This is a genomic window from Flavobacterium covae (assembly GCF_001534645.1).
Taxonomy (GTDB): Bacteria; Bacteroidota; Bacteroidia; order Flavobacteriales; family Flavobacteriaceae; genus Flavobacterium; species Flavobacterium covae.
In genome coordinates, this window is the sequence record NZ_CP013992.1 from 1,997,536 (window position 1) to 2,019,740 (window position 22,205).

Here is a 22,205-nt window from a genome sequence, read left to right on the forward strand (position 1 = left end):
TGTAGATAAAAAGTTTTAGAAGTAAATTTAGAGGAGTCAGAAATGATTTTTTTTAGACTAACTAATTATACGCTGAAATAAATTAAGTCTACATATTTTGACTTAATCTTTGATCCGCTTCTTGTCATAGATTTGACATAGATTTTAAGTAAAAATCCCCAAAACTCTTTTATACATTAAGAGTTTATGGGGATTGAGTAGCGAAGACGGGAGTTGAACCCGTGACCTCAGGGTTATGAATCCTGCGCTCTAACCAACTGAGCTACCTCGCCTTTTTTTCTGTTGGTAACATCCTTCCCGAATGCGAGTGCAAATTTACAACTAAATTCAAGTTGTGCAAATTTTTTTCTTACTTTTTTTTATTTTTTTTAAACAAAAAAACATAATACACTCAAAAACAATCACTTAAAAAATAAAAAAAATTATTAATACACTTCAAAAAGGATATAATTATAAAAATTTGATCTTTTCAAAAAATAATCCAAGAAATCAATTCTTTTCTTGAAACAAATAAAAAACATTTTACTTGTTTTAATAAGTCATATTATCTATATTTCGAAAAAAAATCATTATGAACAATAAAATACGATACGAATTAGAGTTCCCTATACATTCATCACCACAATTATTGTATCAATATATTTCAACTCCATCTGGATTACAAGAATGGTTTGCAGATAATGTTAATTCTAGAGGTGATTTTTTCACATTTAAATGGGATGATTCAGAGGAAAAAGCTCGTATTTTCTCTAAAAAAACAGGTGAAAAAATTAAATTCAAATGGGTCGACGAAGAAAACAAAGATACAGAATACTATTTTGAACTTAGAATATTGGAAGATGACATCACAAAAGATGTTTCCTTAATGGTTGTTGATTTTGCAGAAGAAGATGATCTATCAGAGGCTAAAATGCTTTGGGAGAATCAAATTTCTGATCTAAAACACGTTTTAGGTTCTATTTAAAAAAGAATAAAACTTATATTTGTCCCGATTTATCGGGATTTTTTTTATGGATACATTTTTAACTTTACAGGATAACAGAGCTTTTTTATATGGAGATGCCGTTTTTGAAACCTTAAAAGTTCTTGACAACAAAGTTCTTTTTTTAGAGGATCATTATTTTAGATTAATGGCTTCTATGCGTATTCTAAGAATGGAAATTCCTTTAAACTTTACGTTAGAATACTTTGAAAATCAAATATTAGAAGCCGCAAAAAACTCTGGAATAGAAAAATCAGCTCGTGTTCGTTTTAATGTTTTCAGAAAGAATGGCGGATTATACTTACCTCAAACCAATGATGTAAATTATTTTGCAACAGCCTTTCCTTTAGAAAATACTATATATACAATATCAAGCCTTCCTTACGAGGTAGATATTTACAAGGATTTTCTAATTACAAAACAGCTTTTATCTACTATAAAAAGCACCAATAGAACGATCAATACGATAGGAAGTATTTATGCCAAAGAAAACAATCTTGACAATTGTTTACTATTAAACCATGAAAAAAACATAATTGAAGCATTAAATGGTAATATCTTCATGATCAAAGAGGGTATTTTGACTACGCCTCCTCTTTCAGAAGGGTGTATCAATGGAATTATGAGAAAGCAATTACTAGCAATAGCTCGAAACATAGAAGGTTTAAAGGTAGAGGAAAATCCTATATCTCCTTTTGAATTACAAAAAGCAGATGAATTGTTCATATCTAATGTTATCAGAGGAATACAGCCTATAACAAAATATCGTAAAAAAGAATACAAAACAACAACATCTGAATTATTAACTTCAAAATTAAACATTAAGATACGGTTATCTTAATTATAAATAGGATTTTCTGGAGTATTTGACCAAACTAAATACTCCCCTCCTTGTTGTATTATCTTTTCTCTCCAAAAATCAGAAGAAGATTTCCCTATTATATTATTACTCAAGTCATTTTCGGAAATAATCCAAGAGTTTGATTGTAATTCATTTTGTAGTTGCTCTGCATCCCAGCCTGAATACCCTAGAAAAAAACGTATATTATTTCTATTAATTTTCCCTTTATTTATTAGTTCTTTTGTCTGCTGAAAGTTTCCTCCCCAGTAAATCCCAGAAGCAATTTCTACACTTGCAGAAATCAAATGAGGTACATTATGTATAAAATACAAATTGTCTTGCTCAACAGGTCCTCCATTATATATTTTAAATGAGGCTGATATTTCTGGGATTAAATCCTTAATCGTGTAATTCAATGGTTTATTTAAAATAAACCCTACAGAACCTTCTTCATTATGATCAGCTAGCAAAACCACCGATCTGTTAAAAGATAAGTCTCCTATAATAGAGGGCTCTGCTATCAACAAGTGCCCTTTTTGTGGTTTCATTAGTATCATACCTATTCTTTTTTAACTAAATTTAACAAATAAAATCATTACAAACAAAATATAATTATAAAAAAATAAAAAAGCCACGGTATTGCGTGGCTTTTTTATATAATATTTTAAAATTATTATTTATTAACAGCTCCTTCTAATTCTGCTCCTGCTTTAAATTTCACTACATTTTTAGCTTCAATTTTAATAGTATTTCCTGTTTGAGGGTTTCTTCCTTCTCTAGCCGCTCTTGTAGATACTGACCATGATCCGAATCCTACTAAAGCAACTTTACCACCTTTACTTAAAGTTCCTTCAACATTACTTAAAAATGACTCTAATGCAGCCTTTGCAGCAGCTTTAGTAATTCCTGCATCAGCAGCCATAGCATCGATTAAATCTGATTTGTTCATAATAATTAGTTATTAATTGATATGTTAATATTAATTCTAAGCCCCACAAATTTAGTAGGATTTACTTAGCCTACAACATTTTTAACTATTTTTTATTTATTTTCATAATAAAAACCGCTTTTAAACTAAATTAAAATTATTTTTTGAAAGAAAATACTGATTTTAATATAAGCTATTCTACTCTTGCTTGTTCTGAAAAACGCAGTCCATTTAGTAATTCTTGTGCACTCATTCGTTTTTTACCTGGAAATTGTAAAGATTTTACAATTAAAAAACCTCCTTCTAAAGCAATCTTAATTTCTTTTTTAGTGTGTTCTATTTTTCCTATTGGCAAGTCATGTATTATAATTTCTTTTTCTACTTCATATAATTTTACACTCCATTGTTCTTCTTGATCTATAAAATTACAATATGCAGCTGGATAAGGAGCTAAGCCTCTTATTTGATTATAAATAACATCTAAACTTTTAGTAAAATTTACTTTGCAATTATCCCGATCTAATTTATATGCTGTTTTCATTTCAGGTAAATCTTTTTGTAAAATAGTAACTACTTTCTGACTTTGTATTTTTTCTAAGGTTTCTACAACAGCTTCACAACCTAAATTCATCAAACGATCATGTAATTGTCCTGCATTTTCATTTGGCAAAATAGGTATTTCTTTACTCAAAATGATAGCTCCTGTATCAATTTTATTATCTATAAAAAAGGTAGTAACTCCTGTTTTAGTCTCTCCGTTAATAATAGCCCAATTAATAGGTGCTGCACCGCGGTATTCTGGCAACAATGAAGCATGAAGATTAAAAGTTCCTAATTCTGGCATTTCCCAAACAACAGCGGGTAACATACGAAATGCTACTACAACTTGTAAATTAGCTTCTAAAGATTTTAATTCTTGCAAGAAACTCTCGTCTTTTAGATTTGTTGGTTGTAATAACCGTAATCCTTTTACTAAAGCGTATTCTTTAACCGCTGAATACTTTATTTTTTGCCCTCTTCCTGCGGGTCTATCTGGAGCTGTAATAACTCCAACTACTTCATATTTATTTTCTTTTACAATGGCATCCAAAATTCCTACAGCAAATTCTGGGGTTCCCATAAAAACAATTCGTAACGATTTCATTATTTAAGAATAAATTGGTTTTTATGATTTAATTCAATCATATTATACTCTAGCATTTCCTTTAATATTTCAAAAAGGACTTTTTCTTCTATATCTATTTTTTCTAAAATTTCACGGGATGTCAATTCTTTAGTTTCTAATAATTTTAGTAATTGCTGCACTAGTGTTTCTTTATCAAAGACTTTTTTATTCTTTTTTAGACAATAAGAACAATTTCCACAATCTGAAATTCCTATTTCTCCAAAATAGGTAAGTAATAATTTATTTTTACATTGGTTTTGATCTTTTACATAAGTTATAACTGCCGCCAATTGGCTTTTTTTTGTAAGATTTTGTTTTTCTAGGTATTTAGCTACTCTATTAATCGTATGATCATCTTCTCTTACTTCTAAAAAAGTAATTTTAGATTCATTTTGAACAGTCAGCAATTGCACCATATTTTGTTCTTTTAGTTTATGCAATAGACTTAAAACATTTTCTTCTTTACAAAACGCTTGTTTTGCTACGAAAGAAGCATTTATATTGGCTTGAATTTCAAAAATACCTGGGTAATTTCTTAAAATAGTTGTTATGATGGCTTCTTCATCAGGATGGCGACTTATATAGCGTATTATTTCTTTTGATTCTATTATAAATTGAAGTTGTATTTTTTCGGATTGTTCATTGGAAAGTGAAATAATTCCTTGTCTATCTAAAAATTGCAAAGCCTGAAAAGCTTTTAAAACAGGAAAGTTATAATGTGTACAAAAACGATTTAGACTGAAGGTAAATTCTTCATTAATTCCTTCTCCGTAGGGAATTTGAAAATAATTGCATAATTTTTTATAAATTTCTTTTAAAAAAACAACATCTGGCAAAACATTAATAAATTGTTCTTCAGCATGAATTACATCATTATTGGAAGCAATCATAATAGCAAAGGCTTTTTGTCCTGCTCTGCCTGCTCTGCCTGCTTCTTGGTAATAACTTTCTAGGTTTTCAGGAAGGTTTATATGTATTACGGTTTTTACATTTGGTTTATCAATTCCCATTCCAAAAGCATTTGTTGCAATCATAATAGGACAACTTTCATTCATCCATAATTCCATATTTTTTGTCTTATCCTTATTTGACAAACCTCCGTGATAATAGGTTGTACTAAAACCAATAGAGTTTAATTGATTGGCATAATCAGAACATAGTTTTCTATTTCTAACATATATGATTGATGGTTCTGGATTTTTGACTAAAATTTGCTGGATTTTATAAAGTTTATCTTCTGATTTTATGACATGATAACTTAAATTATCTCGCAAAAATGATTTTTTAAAAATTTTAGGTTTTGTTAAACCTAAAATTTGTTGTATATCTTCTTGAACTTCTGGAGTTGCAGAAGCTGTGAGTGCAACGAAAGGGATTTTAGAAAAATATTTTTTTAACTTATTAATTTTTAAATAGGAAGGTCTAAAATCATGCCCCCACTGAGAAACGCAGTGTGCTTCATCTATTGCTACTAAATGAATGGGCAAATTTTTAATTCGATCTAAAACCCAATCTTGTTCTAATCTTTCTGGAGAGAGATAGAGAAAACGATAATTACCAAACTGACAATTATCTAAAAGTTGTATCAGTTCATCTGTATGGATTCCTCCTGTTAAGGCTATTGCTTTTATACCTCTTTTTTGGAGTTGACTTACTTGGTCTTTCATTAGTGCCACTAATGGTGATATGACTAGACATAATCCTTCATTCATCATTCCTGGAACCTGAAAGCACAAGGACTTGCCTCCTCCTGTAGGGAGAAGTGCAAATGTATCATATCCATCTAAAACGGACTGAACAATTTCATCTTGAATAGGTCTAAAACTCTTATATCCCCAATATTTTTGGAGAATTTGTAATGATTTTTGCAAAAGTTAATTTTTTAAATCAGGCTAAAGTTAAGAACTTTAGCAAACTTATCCAATTACTTTGAGTTGTTCAAAAATAAAATCTACACGATGTTCTACTGTACCAATAGGTACTTCAATAAGTTTATACCCATATTTTTGATACGTAAGTTTTAAGTGTTCATAAATTATCTTTGCTTGGTCAAAATTTTCATAACGTGCTTCATCACTTATGTATATCTCTTCCCAAGGAGGCAAAACAAAGACCGTATCATAACGTGTTTCATGGCATTGAAGATCAAAATGTTCTGGACATTCATCTCCAATAAAATCCATATAAGCTAATACATCTGGGATTCCTCGATCAATAAAAACTAAATGATTTCCTTCATTTTGAGCATTTTCAAATTGTTTAATACGTCCATCCAACAACATTTGACTAAACAGTAATGGTTCTGTTAAAAACAACTGATCAATTCCTTGCCTTTTAGCTTCCAAAGTTACTTCACGTGAAATTTCAGGATAACAAACATATCCTTTTTCAACTAAACTATTAATAATAGTGGTTTTACCTGTACCAGGTCCACCTGTAATTACAACGATTCCTCTTTTCAAAACATCAATTTCAAGGAAGCAAAATTAATCAAACTATTTCTTTTTTAAAAATGAAAATAATTCTTATCTTTAGTAAATATCATTTCATAATATTTTCTTTCTATAACTTCTTTTTTTTATCGGAAAATGATTTGTTGTAAACTCGTTTTATTTTAAAGCTATAAATAAAAAACAAAGTAAAACTCTGACTTTCAAAAAAACCATTAAAAAGCTTATATTTGCCTATATTTATAATATATGAAGATGGATAAAAAAACAACTGAATTTTATATTCGATTAAAAGAGGAATTAAATGCTGTAAATAAAGTTTGGCCTTCAAAATATTTATATAAATTTATAGTTCCTACTGATGTTAATAAAATAAGTGCTGTAGAAAAAGCTTTTAATTGTATGGGGGCTGTAATAGATACTCGCCAATCAAAAAATGGGACTTTTACTAGTATTTCAGTTGATGTCATAATGCCGAATGCTGAAGAAATCATAAAAAAATATCAAGAAGTATCAACCATCGAAGGGATAATTTCACTATAGAATGAGTACAAAATTTAATACAGATCAAATTTTAGAAGCAATTCAATTTTTAGAGTATAACTCTGAAAGGAAATCACTTGTTATACCTGAATACGGCCGCCATCTTCATAACTTGATTAATCAAGCGATTACCGTTGAAAGTAGAGAAGAGCGCAATAAACTAGCAAAGTATATTATTGGTGTAATGGGAGGAATGAATCCCCATTTACGTGATGTTCCTGATTTTCAACATAAACTTTGGGATCAATTATTTATCATGTCTGATTTCCAATTAGATGTTGATTCTCCTTATCCAATTCCTACTCGCGAGGTAATCAATATGAAAGCAGCTCCTTTAGCATACCCTCAAAACTTTCCAAAATATCGTTTTTATGGTAACAATATCACTTATATGATAGACAAAGCCAATGAATGGGAAAATGGGGATCTTAAAAATGCTTTAATTCGTGTAATTGCAAATCACATGAAAAAAAGCTATTTAAGTTGGAATAAAGACACTGTAACTGACGCTGTCATATTTGAACATTTATATGAATTATCTGGAGGAAAAATAAATCTTTCTTCTTCTACTGAAGAACTTTCCAACACACATGATTTAATGCGTACTAACAAAAGAACATCTAATAAAATGCAAAGTACTAGTAGTAGTAACAACAACAATGGTAAGCATAAAAACCAGAAAAACATTCAGATAAAAAGACCTTTTAAAAAAAATAACTAAGAGCCCACAGAGCTCCATAACTTATAATTCAAAACATGGGAACTTTTAAAATTGAAGGAGGAAAACCTCTTAAAGGAAACGTTCAACCACAAGGTGCAAAAAATGAGGCACTACAAGTTTTATGTCCGGTACTTTTAACTTCTGAAAAAGTACGCATAACGAATATCCCTGATATTATTGATGTTAATAAACTAATTTCATTATTAGGGAATTTGGGTGTTAAGATTCAAAAAAACGGTCCTGGAGATTATACTTTTCAGGCTGATGAAGTAAATATAAATTATTTAAAAACAGAAACTTTCAAAAAAGAAGGAGGAAGTCTTCGTGGTTCCATCATGATTATAGGTCCTTTATTAGCTCGTTTTGGCTGTGGTTATATACCTAAACCAGGTGGAGACAAAATTGGTCGTCGTCGTTTAGACACCCATTTTGAAGGTTTTATAAATTTAGGGGCAAAATTTAGGTACGAAAGAGCGGATCATTTCTATGGAGTAGAAATAGATGGAAGACTTAAAGGAACTTATATGTTATTAGACGAGGCTTCTGTTACGGGAACAGCAAATATTGTAATGGCTGCCGTATTAGCAGAAGGCACAACAACAATATATAATGCAGCATGTGAACCTTATTTACAACAGTTGTGCAAAATGTTAAATGCAATGGGAGCTAAAATCAACGGTATTGGTTCAAATCTCTTAACCATCGAAGGGGTTGAATCATTAGGAGGTTGCGAGCATCGTATTTTACCTGATATGATTGAAATAGGATCTTGGATAGGACTAGCTGCCATGACCCGAAGTGAAATTACAATAAAAAATGTAAGTTGGGAAAATCTTGGTGTTATCCCTAATGTTTTTAGAAAATTAGGTATCACCATTGAAAAAAAAGGAGACGATATTTATATTCCTGCTCACACTAATGGATATGAAATTAAAACAGATATTGATGGTTCTATCCTAACAATAGCCGATGCTCCTTGGCCTGGTTTCACTCCTGATTTATTAAGTATAATATTGGTTGTAGCTACCCAAGCAAAAGGAGATGTCTTAATTCATCAAAAAATGTTTGAAAGCCGTTTGTTTTTTGTTGACAAACTAATTGATATGGGAGCTAAAATAATGCTATGTGATCCTCATAGAGCCGTTGTTATGGGACACAATTTCCAATCACAACTAAAAGCCACAACTATGAGTTCACCGGATATCAGAGCAGGTATTTCCTTATTAATTGCTGCTTTAACAGCTAAAGGCACTAGTACTATTCAAAACATCGAACAAATTGATCGAGGTTATGAACGTATAGATGAACGTTTGAGGGCTTTAGGTGCAAATATTATAAGAGCATAACCCTACTTTAAACACACAAAACTGTCCGAAGAGTAGCATTATAACGTATAATCCATCACTTAGATAATAAATTTTAGTGTACCATTAATAATTAGCCATTTTTTTACTTCCTTCAAAATCTCCTTTGAGTTGACTAGGATGAAGTTAATTAGATAAAGCCAAATATGATGATACAATTATACTTCTTTAGGACAGTTTCTTGAAATAAAAACTACAAACTAAATATCTTTTTTTGGAAACTTATCTTATCATTATACTTTGTTTCGCTTCATTTATTGCAGGATTCATCGATGCTATCGCTGGAGGAGGAGGACTCATACAAACTCCCGTAGCTCTGATTTTACTTCCTAATCTTTCTATTTCTAATTTAATAGGGTCGCTAAAAGTACCCGCGATTACAGGAACTTCTATTGCAGCAGTTCAGTATCTAAAAAATGTCACTATGTACTGGAAATCATTACTAATTATGGCTTTTTTTTCCTTTTTTAGTGCTTTTTGGGGTTCTTATTTACTTACATTAGTAAGCAATTATTTCATGAAACCATTATTATTCTTCATTTTAATTGCACTCGCTTTTTATACTTTCATAAAAAAGGATTTCGGTATTCATCAACCCAAAAACATTTCTAAAAATAATTTTTTATTTCTTGGTTGTATTATTAGTAGTCTTATAGGATTTTATGATGGTTTTATAGGTCCTGGTACAGGAAGCTTTTTAATTGTTTCTTTTATTGTTATTTTAGGACTTGATTTTTTACACGCTTCTGCACATGCTAAATTAATTAATATAGCCTCCAACATTGGCTCTTTATGTTTATTTATCTTAAAAGGTAAAATTATTTGGATTATAGCAATTCCTATGGCTATCTGCAATGGTTTAGGTGGATGGCTAGGAGCAAAAATAGCCATCAAAAAAGGAAATCAAGTTATTAGAATTTTCTTTTTAACAGTCGTTATAGGTACTCTAATACGACTAAGCTATGATATTTTTATAAAGTAAATTTTCTTTTACGAACTGCATATCTATTACAAAACTAAGAATGTTAATCGTTTCTATAAAAACAAAAATATTCTGGCATCATTTAACAAAACTTTCCAAAGCTAATCGGTAACTTTCTAATCCAAAACCTAAGATTACACCTTTGGCATTAGGAGAAATATAGGACTGATGACGAAATTCTTCTCGTGAAAAAGTATTTGATATATGTACTTCTACTACTGGAGTCATAATTGCTTTTACACAATCTCCTATTCCTATAGAGGTATGAGTATAAGCACCTGCATTTAATACAATACCATCATGAGAAAAACCTATTTGTTGTAATTTATCTATTATCTCTCCTTCTATATTACTCTGAAAATAGGACAATTCTATAAAAGGGAATCTTTGTTCTAACTCTTTAAAAAAATCCTCAAAAGTTTTACTTCCATAAATTTCTGGCTCTCTACGTCCTAATAAATTAAGATTAGGTCCGTTTATAATACATATTTTCATTGATTTAGATTTTTGTAAAAATAAAAAAACCATTCTATTAAGAATGATTTTTTTATTTTTTATGTTATATTTTAAAACAATACTCCTAATGAAAGCTGTCCCACACTATTTTTAATATCCACATTCTTTCCAATTTCGGTGAGACCTAAAACATATCTTCCTTGAATAAATAAACGGTCTGTAAGTTTAACACCTAATCCTGCATTAGCACTAAAATCAAGTGTTTTTACATCTGTTTGCCAATTAACCTTTTTAGAAGCTAACCATGAAAACTGAGGTCCTAATTCTAAACTTAATGTTTTCCCTAAATCTATTTTAGTCATAAGAGGTAATGAAACATATCCTAACTCTGATTTAAACTCTTGAAAAGCGTAATCATAAGTTGCTCCTTGTGTAGAATATAATAATTCTGGTTGTAGATTAAAACCTTCTAAAACTTTAATTTGAGCAATTAAACCTGCATGATAACTCGTTAATGCTTTTGTTTGTAAAGTAGTACTTTTAAAATTAGCATAATTTGCACCTGCTTTTATCCCTAATGTGATCAACTGAGCCCTTCCTGTAAAAATAACAAGAAACAAGAGCAATATAAAAAGTGGCTTCTTCATATTATAAATAATTTATAGTTAAACCTTTTAGTCAATAAAATCTCTAAAAATATTAAACAAATTTCACAAAAAAAGAGGTTTACATCCTAAAAACAGATATTTTTTACTTTTAATGTAAATTCTGACATTTATAATTTGCAGAGTATTTCTTTTTTTCTCTAAATTAGCAAAAAAATTAAATTAACTAAAATGAAAAAATTTTTATTAACTGCTGCTGCAGTTTTTGCTTTCGGTTTTGCTAATGCGCAAGAATCTTTCAAACCTGTTAAAGGTACTTTAACTACAGAAGTAGGTGTTACAGGAGGTATTTTAAATACTAAATTTGACGCTATTGGTGGAGCTGCTAAATTTAGATATTTTATAAAAGATGATTTAGCTGTTAGAGCTGGTTTAGGTTTAGGTAGTAATAAGAGAGAAGAGAACTCTATCGTAAACCAAAATACTCCTTTAGAATTTACTACAACTGAAGTTGCTAGAACAACGAACAGAGTTATCACATTAGGAGCTGAAAAGCATTTTGCAGGAACAGATCGTTTATCAACTTATGTAGGAGCTGATATTGTTTTTGGTTTTACAGGAGCAGAGCACAAAAATACTCAATCAAACAATAATAACTCTACAACGGTAGTTGGTTCAGTTAACGCTCTTGGAGTAAATGGAGTTGGTTCTTCTACTTTTGGTGTTAGAGCTACAGTAGGTGCTGATTATTATTTTACTAAAAAATTATACCTTGGAGTAGAAGTTGGATTAGGTTACAATTCTGGAACACAAGATGCTGTTGAAACCACAATAGTAAATGGAAACACAACTACAGTAACAAAAACTGGAGAAGGAAAAGTTTCAAACACATACACTAACGCAATTGGTGGTTTAAAATTAGGTTTCCAATTCTAATATTAAAACGAAATCAATAAAAACAAAACCTCGGATGATTCCGAGGTTTTATTTTATAAATAATAACATAGTCTTATGAATTGGCAAAACCTTTTAAAAGATTACCAGCATTATTTAAAACTCGAAAGAGCTCTTTCTAAAAATTCTATTGAAAATTATACAATGGATATAGAGAAGTTAATACAATATCTTTCACATTACAATCTAAACTACTCTCCCATAAATATTAAAGAAGAAATCATTCAAGATTTCATATATTATACTGCCAATAATATTAACCCAAGGAGTCAAGCTCGTTTAATTTCAGGATTAAAAAGTTTTTTTGGTTATCTTATTTTTGAAAACTATCGAGAAGACAACCCCCTAGAATTAATAGAAAGCCCAAAATTAGGAAGAAAGCTACCTGATATACTTAGCATTGAAAATATAGATCATTTAATCAATGCCATTGATCTTTCTACCCCTGAAGGCGAACGTAATCGAGCCATATTAGAGACGCTGTATAGTTGTGGACTTCGAGTTTCTGAACTAATTACTTTAAAAATCTCAGATTTGTTTTTTGAGGAGGGATTTATCAAAATAACGGGAAAAGGAAACAAACAGCGTTTTGTTCCTATAAATGAACTCACTCAAAAATATATTACTTTTTACAAAAATCAAATTCGTTGTCATCTCAAAATTCAAAAAGGAGATGAAGATACTTTATTCCTTAATAGAAGAGGAAAACAACTTACTCGAGCTATGATTTTTACAATCATCAAAGATTTGGCAAAGAAAATAAACTTAAACAAAACAATTAGTCCACATACTTTTAGACATTCGTTTGCCACTCATTTATTAGAAAATGGTGCTGATCTTCGATCTATTCAAATGATATTAGGACATGAAAGCATTACTACTACAGAAATCTATATGCACCTTGATCGCACTCATCTGAATCAGGTTCTTCACAAATACCATCCCAGAAGTAAAAATCATATTTAATTCAAACAAGGTGTTCTTCTATTTTCAAGAAAATCTTAGAACACCTTGTTTATTATTTATTGTAAAATCTCAAATAGTGCATCAAAAGACATTGTTTTTTGTTCACCTGATTGAAGATTTTTTAAATTGTATTGATCTTTTTTCATTTCCTCTTCTCCTACTATGATAGCGAAAGGAATACCTCTTTTATCAGCATATTGAAACTGTTTACCAATTTTTACTGAATCAGGATACAACTCTACTTTTATCCCTAATTGGCGTAATTTAGTTATGGCTTTCATTGAAAACAAAGCTTCCTCGGTTCCATAGTTTAAAAAGATAGCTTTAGAAGTAGCCGTTACTGTTTCAGGAAATAAACCTAACTCTTCCACAACTAAATAAATTCGATCTAAACCAAATGATATTCCTACCCCACTCATATTTTTTAGACCAAAAATACCTGTCAAATCATCATATCTTCCACCACCACCAATAGATCCCATACTTACTCCTATAGGCGCTGAGACTTCAAATATAGCCCCCGTATAATAATTTAGTCCTCGTGCAAGAGTCACGTCTAAGTCTAATTTAGAATCCTGAAGTCCTACCGCTAATATATTTTGGCAAATAAATTGTAATTCTTCTACTCCTTTCATTCCTTCATTAGAATTTTCTAAGAGTTTTGAAAGTTTTTCTATTTTTTCAGTTATTGTTCCTGTAAAATTAAAAAGAGGTTGTATTTTTTGAATAGCTGCTTCAGTAATTCCTTTTTCTAGCATTTCTTTTTTCACGCCATCTTCTCCAATTTTATCTAATTTATCTAGAGCTACGGTAAAATCTATTAACTTATCAGAAGCTCCTATTACCTCAGCTATACCTGATAAAATTTTACGATTATTAATTTTAATAGTTACTCCTTTTAAACCTAAATCAGTAAAAACAGCATCGTATAACTGAACTAATTCTACTTCTTGCCATAACGAAGTAGACCCAACCACGTCTGCATCGCATTGATAAAATTCTCTAAATCGTCCTTTTTGAGGTCTATCTGCTCTCCAAACAGGTTGCATTTGATAACGTTTGAATGGAAACTCAATTTCGTTTTGATGTTGAACCACATAACGCGCAAACGGAACAGTCAAATCATAACGAAGTGCTTTTTCAGAAATTTTATTAGTAAATTGATTTAATTCTATTAATTGTTCTGTTGAAATTGTCTCTGCAGAATTCGTTTGTAATTGCTCAATACTAATAGGTAAATCAATTTTTCTTTTATTAAAAAAATAATTTCCTGAATTTAAAATTTTAAATATCAATCGGTCTCCTTCTTCTCCATATTTCCCCATTAATGTTTCTGAATTTTCAAAAGTAGGTGTTTCTATAGGTTGAAATCCAAAACGTTCAAAATGATTCCGAATGATTCCGAATATATAATTTCTTTTAGCTACTTCTGAAGGTGAAAAATCACGAGTCCCTTTTGGAATAGATGGTTTCATTATTTTTTATATTAAGTTAAAACTATAGATTCATTAGCTTATCTATACAAACAACGAATTAAAATTCTTAAAATGCTAAGCTATTATCTTCTGCAAATATCTTATTTTTTCGAAGAAAACTAAAATTTTGATTTTAATTGTAACATTTCACCAAACTGATAGACTAATATGGGTATATGATAGGATTAGTAAAAGAAAATATCAAAATTGCCTTAAATGTTATCCGTACTCAATTCTTACGAACTACGTTAACGGCCTTAATTATTGCTATCGGAATAATGGCTCTTGTTGGAATATTAACTGTAGTATCTGCTCTAAGTAACACTATTACTAAAGATTTTACCTCTATGGGAGCTAATACCTTTTCTATTAGTCAGTACAAAGACGAAATAAAGAGACATAAAAAGGGAAAACAACATCAAAAAATAAATCCTATAATTACTTATTCTCAAGCACAATTTTTTAAAGAAAAATACAATTTTCCTTTCACTTATACTTCTATTTCGTTTATTGCTACTACTACAGCAGAGATAAAATATGAAAATAAAAAAACAGATCCTGAAGTAAGCGTATTAGGGATAGATGAAAATTATACTATAAATGCTGGTTTTGAAATTGCTAAGGGACGAAATTTTTCGACATTAGACATTGGTAATAATCATCCTGTATGTTTATTAGGGGCTGATTTTGAAAAAAAACTTTTAGCAAATATTAATCCATTAGACAAAACTATTAGTATACGAGGTGCTAAATTCAAAGTAATTGGTATTTTAAAAGAAAAAGGATCTAGTTTTGGAAACAAACAAGATTTAAGGGTACTCATTCCTTTACAGGTAGCCCGATCTCTTTTTAGTGCTCCTAATATTAATTACACAACTAGTGTAATGACCTCTAGAAAAGAGTTTTTAGACCTTGCTATAGATGATGCCACTCTAAAAATGCGTATTATTAGAAAATTAAATCCCGTAGAAGACAATGATTTTGGCATTTCAAGAAGTGATGACCTCATTCGAAGAATTATTGAGCTCACTTCCTATCTTGATATTTCAGCTTGGGTTATAGGAATTATAACCATCTTTGGATCTTCTATTGCACTCATGAATATCATGCTTGTTTCTGTTACAGAAAGAACTCGTGAAATTGGAACACGAAAAGCTTTAGGAGCTAAAAGAACAACCATTGCTTTTCAATTTTTTATGGAAACCTTAATCATTGGGCAATTGGGTGGATTGGTAGGAACAATAGGAGGCATATCAATAGGATATGGATTTGCTACTTTATTAGAATTTGACTTTGTAATTCCCTGGATCGCTATTATTTCTGCATTTATTGTTTGTTTTATAGTAGCGATCATTTCTGGTTCTTACCCCGCTTTAAAAGCTTCTAAACTTGATCCCATAGAAGCTTTACGATATGAATAAATTTATTTTAAATTACAAAATCAACATAGCACAGATAAACGTTTGTTTTTTTGTCAAATTAAAAAACTAGATTTTTCGCCTATTAACATCCTATCGTTTCCATAAATATCTTTACGTAAATCAACATTTTCGAACTGTAATTCTTTCATTAACTCTACCATTTCTTTTCCCAAATACTGATTTATTTCAAAAAAAAGACATCCTTTTTCAGTCAACCCTTTTATAGCTAATTGGGCTATTTTTTTGTAAAAAATCAAGGGGTTTGTATCCTCTACAAACAATGCTAAATGAGGTTCATAGTCTAAAACATTTTTCTTTATTTCTATTTTTTCTGCGTTTCGAACATAAGGAGGATTAGAAACAATAATATCAAATGTAGATTCTAATTTTTCTAAAATCAATATATCTTGATGAATAAAATGGACTGTTGCATTATTTTTTCTAGCATTTCTTTCTGCTACTTCAAGGGTTTTTAAAGAAACATCTATCGCGTAAACCTCTGCCATTGGTATATTTTTTGCCAATGAAATAGCAATACACCCTGTTCCAGTTCCTATATCCAAAATTTTAATTTTTTGTTCTTTTTTAAAGGTTGAAACGGTTTTAATAATCCAATCAACTAACTCTTCTGTTTCAGGTCTAGGAATTAATGTATGCTCATTAACATAGAAAGACATTCCAAAAAAATTAGTTTCACCCAAAATATACTGTATAGGTTTTTCTTGTTTTAATTGACCTAAAACTGTTTCCCATTGCAACAATTGTAGTGCATCTAATTCTAAATAAGGATTCAACACAAAATCAATTCTTTTCATAGCATGAAAAGCTTCTAGCAGCAAGTAAAAGAAGCTTTCTATTTCCTTTGATTCATAAATTTTCATTAATTCTTTTTCAAATTGTACCTTATACTCTTTTAGTAACATACTCTTCTTTTTATCTAAATTATAATTCTTTCAACATCCAAATAGGACAAGCTGAATGACCTGTATTTCCCATGGGTTCAGACAAATATATAAATCCTGATTTTAAATATAATCTTTGGGCTTTTTCCATAGTGGTTAAAGTTTCTAAATAACATTTTTCAAACCCCATTTCCTTTGCTTTATCAAGACAAATCTTCATCATTTGAGTCCCCCATCCTTTTCCTCTTACTGAAGATAAAAAATACATTTTTTGCAATTCGCAAACTTCTGTGGTAGCATTTTTTAAAGGAGCTATACCTGCGCAACCTACTATTTTTCCTGAAAGTTCTAATATAAAATAAGCTGATTGAATCTTTTGATAAGTTTCAAACATAACATCCAATTGTGGATCTTCATAAGCAGTTCCTTCCTTAGGAGCCTTATACTCTTCTAAAACGGTTCGAATTAGAGCTGCTACCTCTCTATTATCTTCTTTCCTTATCAATCGAATCATATCTCTTAATCTTAATTTAATTCACAAAAATCTAAAATCTCATTTACTTGGTATTTTTCCGTCATCAATTTATTATTTTTGTGTGGTGAAGATACATCAAAAATATATATATCGTTGTATAGAATTAGCTAAAAATGGATTAGGGACTACATATCCTAATCCGTTAGTAGGAAGTGTAATTGTACATCATAATTTGATCATAGGTGAAGGTTGGCACCAGAAATCAGGAAAGGCTCATGCCGAAGTCAATGCTATAAACTCGGTAAAAAACAAAGAAATGTTAGCTGAATCTACAATTTATGTTAGTCTTGAACCTTGTAGTCATTTTGGCAAAACACCTCCGTGCGCAGATTTAATTATTCAACACAAAATACCGAAAGTAGTGATTGGTACCATAGATCCTTTTGCGAAAGTATGCGGAGCAGGTATAAAAAAACTAAAAGATGCTGGTTGCGAAGTAATTGTAGGAGTATTAGAAAAAGAATGCCAAGAACTTAATAAACGTTTTTTTACTTTTCATCAAAAGAAACGTCCTTATATTGTTTTAAAATGGGCAGAAACAGCAAATGGCTTAATAGCTCCTTCTCATAAAAACATTCAAAAACCCGTATGGATCAGTAATTTATACAGTAGACAATTGACTCATAAATGGAGAACAGAAGAACAAGCTATTTTAATAGGAACTAAAACTGCTCTTGATGACAATCCACAACTAACTGTTAGAGATTGGCAAGGAACAAATCCTGTAAGAATAGTTTTAGATAAAAAAAATATAATTTCAAAAGAAAATCTTATATTTGATAAATCAGCTCCAACTTTCATTTTAGATGAAGCTGTTTTAGACAACAACACAAACTCTGTTTCTTCTATAATTGAGTGGATCTATCAAAATCAAATCCAATCTGTCATAATTGAAGGGGGTAGTCGTACATTACAACACTTTATAGATCATGATTGCTGGGATGAAGCTCGTGTTTTTAAAAGTACAAGTATATTTCCAGAAGGAGTTACCGCTCCTTTTATCTCTAGTAAGAATGTAAAAAGTAAAAAAATATTGAATAATGAACTTTTAATTTTTTCAAATTATGATTAACAATATTATTTTCGATTTCGGCAATGTTTTTATGAATTTAAATAAAAAGGCTTGTCTTGAAGCTCTTAAAAAATTGGGGCTTTCAGAATGGGATGACCATTTTGAAAAAATTAATCAAGATTTTGAAAAAGGAAAAATATCAGAAGTTCATTTTTTAATTGAATTAAAAAAAAGAATGCCCAATGCTTCTATAGATGATATCCGTATTGCTTGGAACGCTACTATAAATGATTTTCCTCTTTCACGACTTGAATTTTTACAAAAATTATCTCACAGATATAAACTTTATCTTTTAAGCAACATAGATGAAATACGCATTGCCAAATTTGAACATCGCGTAGGAATGACCTTTGCTCGAGAATTTTATCAATGTTTTGAAAAAGTATATTTTTCATCTGAAATAGGTTTTCGAAAACCTGAAAAAGAAGCTTTTGAATTTATTCTTAAAAAACATGAATTAACCCCTAAAAGAACCTTATTTGTAGATCATGAAAAACAAAATATAGAAATAGCCTCTTCACTAGGTATGCACGTATGGCATTTACAAATAGAAAAAGAAGAAGTAACAAATCTCCTTTCTAAAAAAGAAATCCCTTTTTGATGGATTTTCATTTTATATCCAAAAACAATATTTTTGCGTTAAATTTTGAACTTATTGAACACAAAAGATACTTATACAACACTCCAAGAAGCTTCTCCCGAAGTTTTATACAAAGAAAAAAACAGTAAGTTTTACGGCTATGCTTTTCCTGTAACCAACGAAGACCAAATTAGAACGCATTTAGAACACCTTAAAAAAAAACATTATACGGCCAGACACTGGTGTTATGCTTGGCAACTTGGCACAACTCAAAAACACTATCGAGCAAATGATGACGGAGAACCCAATAACAGTGCAGGAATGCCTATATATGGTCAAATTCAGTCATTTGACTTAACTAACATACTCGTTGTGGTAGTACGTTATTTTGGCGGCACAAAATTAGGCGTTGGAGGATTAATTTCTGCCTATAGAGAAAGTGCTAAGATGACATTAGAAACTTCGTTCTTAATAGAAAAAACAATTGATATTCAATATAAGATAAATTTTGACTATAAAAACATAAACAAAGTTATGAGAGTCATAAAAGAAAAGGATCTAAACGTAATTTCACAAAGAATGGAAGAAAGCTGCGAACTTATCATTTCAACAAGACAAAAAAATGCTGATATGGTTTTCAGCATCTTCTCATCTATTTTTGAAGTAACAATAACGGAACTCTAAAAAGATTTCAACAACTCTTCTAAATATTCAGGAGGGGTTATAGGTCTACCTGATTTAGCATCTACAAAAACCAATATAGAGTTAGCCGTTGTTAATAACTCTTGCGATTCATTATAAATTTCATAATCAAATTCCAGCTTAACAGAAGATTGACTTTTAAAAATTGTTCTAATAGTAAGCAAGTCATCATAGTGTGCTGGTTTTTTATAATTCATACTCAATGACACTAATGGCAAGAACACGCCGTTTTCTTCCATCCACTTATAAGAAACCCCCAGATTTCTAAGCCATTCCACTCGCCCCATTTCAAAATACTGCGCATAATTACCGTGGTAAACAACCCCCATTTGATCCGTTTCAGCATAACGGACACGTACTTGAATGTCAAATTTTTTCATACTATTTATCTTACTTTTTTATGTTTTATTTAAAGTGAAAATTCAATTCTTACAATAAAATTTCTACAAAATCAAGATCAAAAAAATTTTTTTTAAAGAATTTTATCAACCATCTTTGCTATCCCGATTGACCCTAAATCTTGACCTAAATTTTGTCAAGTAAAACCTTAAAATTAACACAATTAAGAATGCACACAATGAACAAAACTGCTGAATCAGTATGGGCTAACTGTCTTTTATTTATAAAAGACAACATCCAGGAGCAAGCTTACAAAACTTGGTTTGAGCCTATCAAAGCGGTAGAGCTTACTGATAGCGCGTTGTACATTCAAGTTCCCTCAAAATTCTTTTACGAATGGCTTGAAGAACATTATGTTAAACTACTTAAGGTAGCACTACAAAAAGAACTGGGAAAAAGTGCTAAGTTACTATATAAAATCAAAATGGAAAACCCTTACGGGAATAAACTTCCATTTACACAACAAATACCAAGTGCAGATAAAGCTCCTGTAAAAACACAGGAGATTGACGTACCTGTACAACAAAAAAATCCAGAATTAAAAAATCCATTTATAATTCCTGGAATACGTAACATTAAAATTGACTCTCAACTAAACTCTAATTATAGTTTTGACAATTTCCTTGAAGGCGACTCTAACCGCCTTGCAAGAAGCGCAGGAATAGCAGTAGCAAACAAACCAGGAGGAACTTCATTCAATCCTTTATTAATTTTTGGAGGCGTTGGATTAGGTAAAACACACCTCGCCCACGCTATAGGTGTTGAGATAAAAGAAAAACATCCAGAAAAAACGGTTTTGTATATCTCAGCCGAGATATTCACACAGCAATATATTGACTCCGTTAAGAAAAACACTCGTAATGATTTTATACACTTTTATCAATTGATTGATGTTTTAATTATTGACGACGTTCAATTCTTATCAGGCAAAGCAGGTACACAAGATGTTTTCTTCCACATCTTTAACTACCTTCATCAGAATGGCAAACAAGTCATTTTAACTTCTGATAAAGCTCCCGTAGATATGCAAGATATCGAACAACGTTTACTATCTCGTTTCAAATGGGGATTATCAGCAGAACTTAATCAACCAGATTACGAAACCCGCGTAGCAATCGTAAAAAGCATCTTATTCCGTGATGGGGTTGAAATGCCAGAAGACATTATAGAATACGTTGCTCGAAATATAAAATCAAATGTAAGAGAATTAGAAGGAGCAATTATTTCTTTAATAGCTCAGTCTTCATTCAACAAAAAAGAAGTTACTATTGATTTAGCAAAACAGGTAGTTGAGAAGTTTGTAAAAAATGTAAAAAGAGAAATCTCTATAGACTATATCCAAAAAGTAGTATCTGACTATTTCCAGTTAGATGTTGCTACGTTACAATCCACAACGCGTAAACGCCATGTTGTACAAGCACGTCAGTTAGCTATGTTTTTTGCTAAGAAGTACACAAAAGCTTCTTTAGCTAATATTGGCTCACAAATTGGAGATCGTGACCATGCCACCGTGTTACACGCTTGCAAAACAGTTGATAACTTGCTCACAACAGACAAACAATTTAAAAAGTTCGTAGACGACATCAACAAAAAACTTTCATTATAATGTCTCAAAAAATCTTGATGGTATGCCTGGGGAATATTTGCCGTTCCCCATTGGCTGAAGGAATCTTAAAATCTAAATTACCCAACACTTACCTAATAGATTCTGCTGGAACTGGCGGATGGCATGCTGGAGAGCAACCTGATAAACGTTCTATACAAACGGCTCGAAATAAAGGAATTGACATCAGTCAACAAAGGGCTCGAAAATTTCAAAAATTAGATTTTGAAATTTTTGATTACATATTTGTCATGGACAATCAAAATTACAAAGACATCATTAATCAAGCTACGACAGAAAATCAAAAAAACAAAGTACAATTAATTTTAGATGAAATTTTTCCTAACGAAAAAGTAGACGTACCAGACCCCTACTACGGCGGACAAGAAGGTTTTGAACAAGTTTTTAACTTACTTGAGCAAGCCTGTCAGAGTATTGCTGATAAATTATTACTAAAAAAGAGCTTCTAAAAGCCCTTAAACACCATTACAAACACAAACAAAAGGATTAAAAAACCTATTGCAATACTTCTACCTATTTCTTTTATTCTATCTTTGTC

The 22,205-nt window shown here is 30.6% G+C and carries 25 protein-coding genes and 1 tRNA gene; 14 read left to right on the plus strand and 12 right to left on the minus strand.

The genetic code is table 11. From position 1 onward, the window contains the following. Positions 1-198 precede the first annotated feature (198 nt). Positions 199-272: transfer RNA gene (locus AWN65_RS08885), tRNA-Met, on the minus strand. Between the two features lie 299 nt (positions 273-571). Between AWN65_RS08885 and AWN65_RS08890 the strand changes: the two genes are divergently transcribed. Together AWN65_RS08890 and AWN65_RS08895 are read left to right on the plus strand one after the other, a co-directional pair. After that, positions 572-964 carry an START-like domain-containing protein gene (locus AWN65_RS08890; RefSeq protein WP_060382840.1) on the plus strand — a complete coding sequence of 131 codons (393 nt, stop codon included), beginning with the start codon at positions 572-574 and terminating at the stop codon, positions 962-964. A gap of 46 nt (positions 965-1,010) precedes the next feature. Then, positions 1,011-1,823 (plus strand): aminotransferase class IV, encoded by an 813-nt coding sequence (locus tag AWN65_RS08895; RefSeq protein ID WP_060382841.1) that lies wholly within the window; start codon positions 1,011-1,013, stop codon positions 1,821-1,823. Here AWN65_RS08895 and AWN65_RS08900 read toward each other — a convergent pair. From AWN65_RS08900 to AWN65_RS08920, 5 genes are all read right to left on the minus strand, one after another. Then, complete coding sequence (locus AWN65_RS08900) at positions 1,820-2,380, minus strand: YqgE/AlgH family protein (protein WP_060382842.1); 561 nt, start codon at positions 2,378-2,380, stop codon at positions 1,820-1,822. The two genes, AWN65_RS08895 and AWN65_RS08900, sit on opposite strands and share 4 nt — an antisense overlap. A 116-nt stretch (positions 2,381-2,496) precedes the next feature. Then, positions 2,497-2,772 (minus strand): HU family DNA-binding protein, encoded by a 276-nt coding sequence (locus tag AWN65_RS08905; protein ID WP_014165082.1) that lies wholly within the window; start codon positions 2,770-2,772, stop codon positions 2,497-2,499. 172 nt (positions 2,773-2,944) lie between these two features. Continuing rightward, the gene (fmt, locus tag AWN65_RS08910; protein WP_060382843.1) at positions 2,945-3,895 is read right to left on the minus strand and encodes a methionyl-tRNA formyltransferase; all 951 of its coding nucleotides are present in this window, start codon (positions 3,893-3,895) and stop codon (positions 2,945-2,947) included. Continuing rightward, a complete protein-coding gene (locus AWN65_RS08915; protein WP_060382844.1) occupies positions 3,895-5,787 on the minus strand; it encodes a RecQ family ATP-dependent DNA helicase in 1,893 nt (630 codons plus the stop codon). The genes fmt and AWN65_RS08915 overlap by 1 nt, the downstream gene beginning before the upstream one ends. Before the next feature lie 45 nt (positions 5,788-5,832). Then, the gene (locus tag AWN65_RS08920; protein ID WP_060382845.1) at positions 5,833-6,378 is read right to left on the minus strand and encodes an AAA family ATPase; all 546 of its coding nucleotides are present in this window, start codon (positions 6,376-6,378) and stop codon (positions 5,833-5,835) included. Positions 6,379-6,621: 243 nt separating this feature from the next. On the opposite strand from AWN65_RS08920, the gene AWN65_RS08925 reads away from it, so the two are divergent. From AWN65_RS08925 to AWN65_RS08940, 4 genes are all read left to right on the plus strand, one after another. Next, positions 6,622-6,909 carry a DUF493 family protein gene (locus AWN65_RS08925; protein WP_088419198.1) on the plus strand — a complete coding sequence of 96 codons (288 nt, stop codon included), beginning with the start codon at positions 6,622-6,624 and terminating at the stop codon, positions 6,907-6,909. A 1-nt stretch (position 6,910) separates the two neighbouring features. After that, a complete protein-coding gene (locus AWN65_RS08930; protein WP_060382847.1) occupies positions 6,911-7,630 on the plus strand; it encodes a DUF4290 domain-containing protein in 720 nt (239 codons plus the stop codon). A 35-nt stretch (positions 7,631-7,665) separates the two neighbouring features. Beyond that, on the plus strand, positions 7,666-8,976 hold the full coding sequence (gene murA / locus AWN65_RS08935) for a UDP-N-acetylglucosamine 1-carboxyvinyltransferase (RefSeq protein ID WP_060382848.1): 1,311 nt from the start codon (positions 7,666-7,668) through the stop codon (positions 8,974-8,976). A 232-nt stretch (positions 8,977-9,208) separates the two neighbouring features. Then, positions 9,209-9,976, plus strand: a complete 768-nt coding sequence (locus tag AWN65_RS08940) for a sulfite exporter TauE/SafE family protein (RefSeq protein WP_060382849.1) — start codon at positions 9,209-9,211, stop codon at positions 9,974-9,976. Positions 9,977-10,054: 78 nt separating this feature from the next. On the opposite strand, the gene aroQ is transcribed toward AWN65_RS08940, so the two are convergent. Together aroQ and AWN65_RS08950 are read right to left on the minus strand one after the other, a co-directional pair. Next, positions 10,055-10,471, minus strand: a complete 417-nt coding sequence (aroQ, locus tag AWN65_RS08945; RefSeq protein ID WP_060382850.1) for a type II 3-dehydroquinate dehydratase — start codon at positions 10,469-10,471, stop codon at positions 10,055-10,057. A 71-nt stretch (positions 10,472-10,542) separates the two neighbouring features. After that, the gene (locus tag AWN65_RS08950) at positions 10,543-11,079 is read right to left on the minus strand and encodes a porin family protein (protein ID WP_060382851.1); all 537 of its coding nucleotides are present in this window, start codon (positions 11,077-11,079) and stop codon (positions 10,543-10,545) included. Between the two features lie 189 nt (positions 11,080-11,268). Here AWN65_RS08950 and AWN65_RS08955 point away from each other — a divergent pair, with 189 nt between their 5' ends. Together AWN65_RS08955 and xerD are read left to right on the plus strand one after the other, a co-directional pair. Beyond that, positions 11,269-11,973, plus strand: a complete 705-nt coding sequence (locus AWN65_RS08955) for a hypothetical protein (protein ID WP_060382852.1) — start codon at positions 11,269-11,271, stop codon at positions 11,971-11,973. Between the two features lie 75 nt (positions 11,974-12,048). Then, positions 12,049-12,957: a site-specific tyrosine recombinase XerD gene (xerD, locus tag AWN65_RS08960; RefSeq protein WP_060382853.1), complete on the plus strand. Its 909-nt coding sequence runs from the start codon at positions 12,049-12,051 to the stop codon at positions 12,955-12,957. Positions 12,958-13,013: 56 nt separating this feature from the next. On the opposite strand, the gene hisS is transcribed toward xerD, so the two are convergent. Beyond that, positions 13,014-14,432, minus strand: a complete 1,419-nt coding sequence (hisS, locus tag AWN65_RS08965) for a histidine--tRNA ligase (RefSeq protein ID WP_060382854.1) — start codon at positions 14,430-14,432, stop codon at positions 13,014-13,016. Positions 14,433-14,608: 176 nt separating this feature from the next. On the opposite strand from hisS, the gene AWN65_RS08970 reads away from it, so the two are divergent. Further along, positions 14,609-15,853, plus strand: a complete 1,245-nt coding sequence (locus AWN65_RS08970; protein WP_060382855.1) for an ABC transporter permease — start codon at positions 14,609-14,611, stop codon at positions 15,851-15,853. Positions 15,854-15,906: 53 nt separating this feature from the next. On the opposite strand, the gene prmC is transcribed toward AWN65_RS08970, so the two are convergent. Both prmC and AWN65_RS08980 read right to left on the minus strand, forming a co-directional pair. Then, positions 15,907-16,776, minus strand: a complete 870-nt coding sequence (prmC, locus tag AWN65_RS08975) for a peptide chain release factor N(5)-glutamine methyltransferase (protein ID WP_060382856.1) — start codon at positions 16,774-16,776, stop codon at positions 15,907-15,909. Between the two features lie 19 nt (positions 16,777-16,795). Further along, a complete protein-coding gene (locus tag AWN65_RS08980; RefSeq protein ID WP_060382857.1) occupies positions 16,796-17,269 on the minus strand; it encodes a GNAT family N-acetyltransferase in 474 nt (157 codons plus the stop codon). 85 nt (positions 17,270-17,354) lie between these two features. Between AWN65_RS08980 and ribD the strand changes: the two genes are divergently transcribed. The 3 genes from ribD to AWN65_RS08995 are packed head-to-tail and all read left to right on the plus strand — an operon-like array spanning position 17,355 to position 19,626. After that, the gene (ribD, locus tag AWN65_RS08985; protein WP_060382858.1) at positions 17,355-18,362 is read left to right on the plus strand and encodes a bifunctional diaminohydroxyphosphoribosylaminopyrimidine deaminase/5-amino-6-(5-phosphoribosylamino)uracil reductase RibD; all 1,008 of its coding nucleotides are present in this window, start codon (positions 17,355-17,357) and stop codon (positions 18,360-18,362) included. After that, positions 18,355-18,963 carry an HAD family hydrolase gene (locus tag AWN65_RS08990; protein WP_060382859.1) on the plus strand — a complete coding sequence of 203 codons (609 nt, stop codon included), beginning with the start codon at positions 18,355-18,357 and terminating at the stop codon, positions 18,961-18,963. Before ribD ends, AWN65_RS08990 begins: the two co-directional genes overlap by 8 nt. Positions 18,964-19,017: 54 nt before the next feature. Next, on the plus strand, positions 19,018-19,626 hold the full coding sequence (locus AWN65_RS08995) for an IMPACT family protein (RefSeq protein ID WP_060382860.1): 609 nt from the start codon (positions 19,018-19,020) through the stop codon (positions 19,624-19,626). On the opposite strand, the gene AWN65_RS09000 is transcribed toward AWN65_RS08995, so the two are convergent. Next, complete coding sequence (locus AWN65_RS09000) at positions 19,623-20,024, minus strand: acyl-CoA thioesterase (protein ID WP_060382861.1); 402 nt, start codon at positions 20,022-20,024, stop codon at positions 19,623-19,625. The genes AWN65_RS08995 and AWN65_RS09000 overlap by 4 nt on opposite strands. A 197-nt stretch (positions 20,025-20,221) precedes the next feature. Between AWN65_RS09000 and dnaA the strand changes: the two genes are divergently transcribed. Both dnaA and AWN65_RS09010 read left to right on the plus strand, forming a co-directional pair. Then, complete coding sequence (dnaA, locus tag AWN65_RS09005) at positions 20,222-21,649, plus strand: chromosomal replication initiator protein DnaA (protein WP_060383869.1); 1,428 nt, start codon at positions 20,222-20,224, stop codon at positions 21,647-21,649. Next, complete coding sequence (locus AWN65_RS09010) at positions 21,649-22,116, plus strand: low molecular weight protein-tyrosine-phosphatase (RefSeq protein WP_060382862.1); 468 nt, start codon at positions 21,649-21,651, stop codon at positions 22,114-22,116. The genes dnaA and AWN65_RS09010 overlap by 1 nt, the downstream gene beginning before the upstream one ends. Positions 22,117-22,205 lie beyond the last annotated feature (89 nt).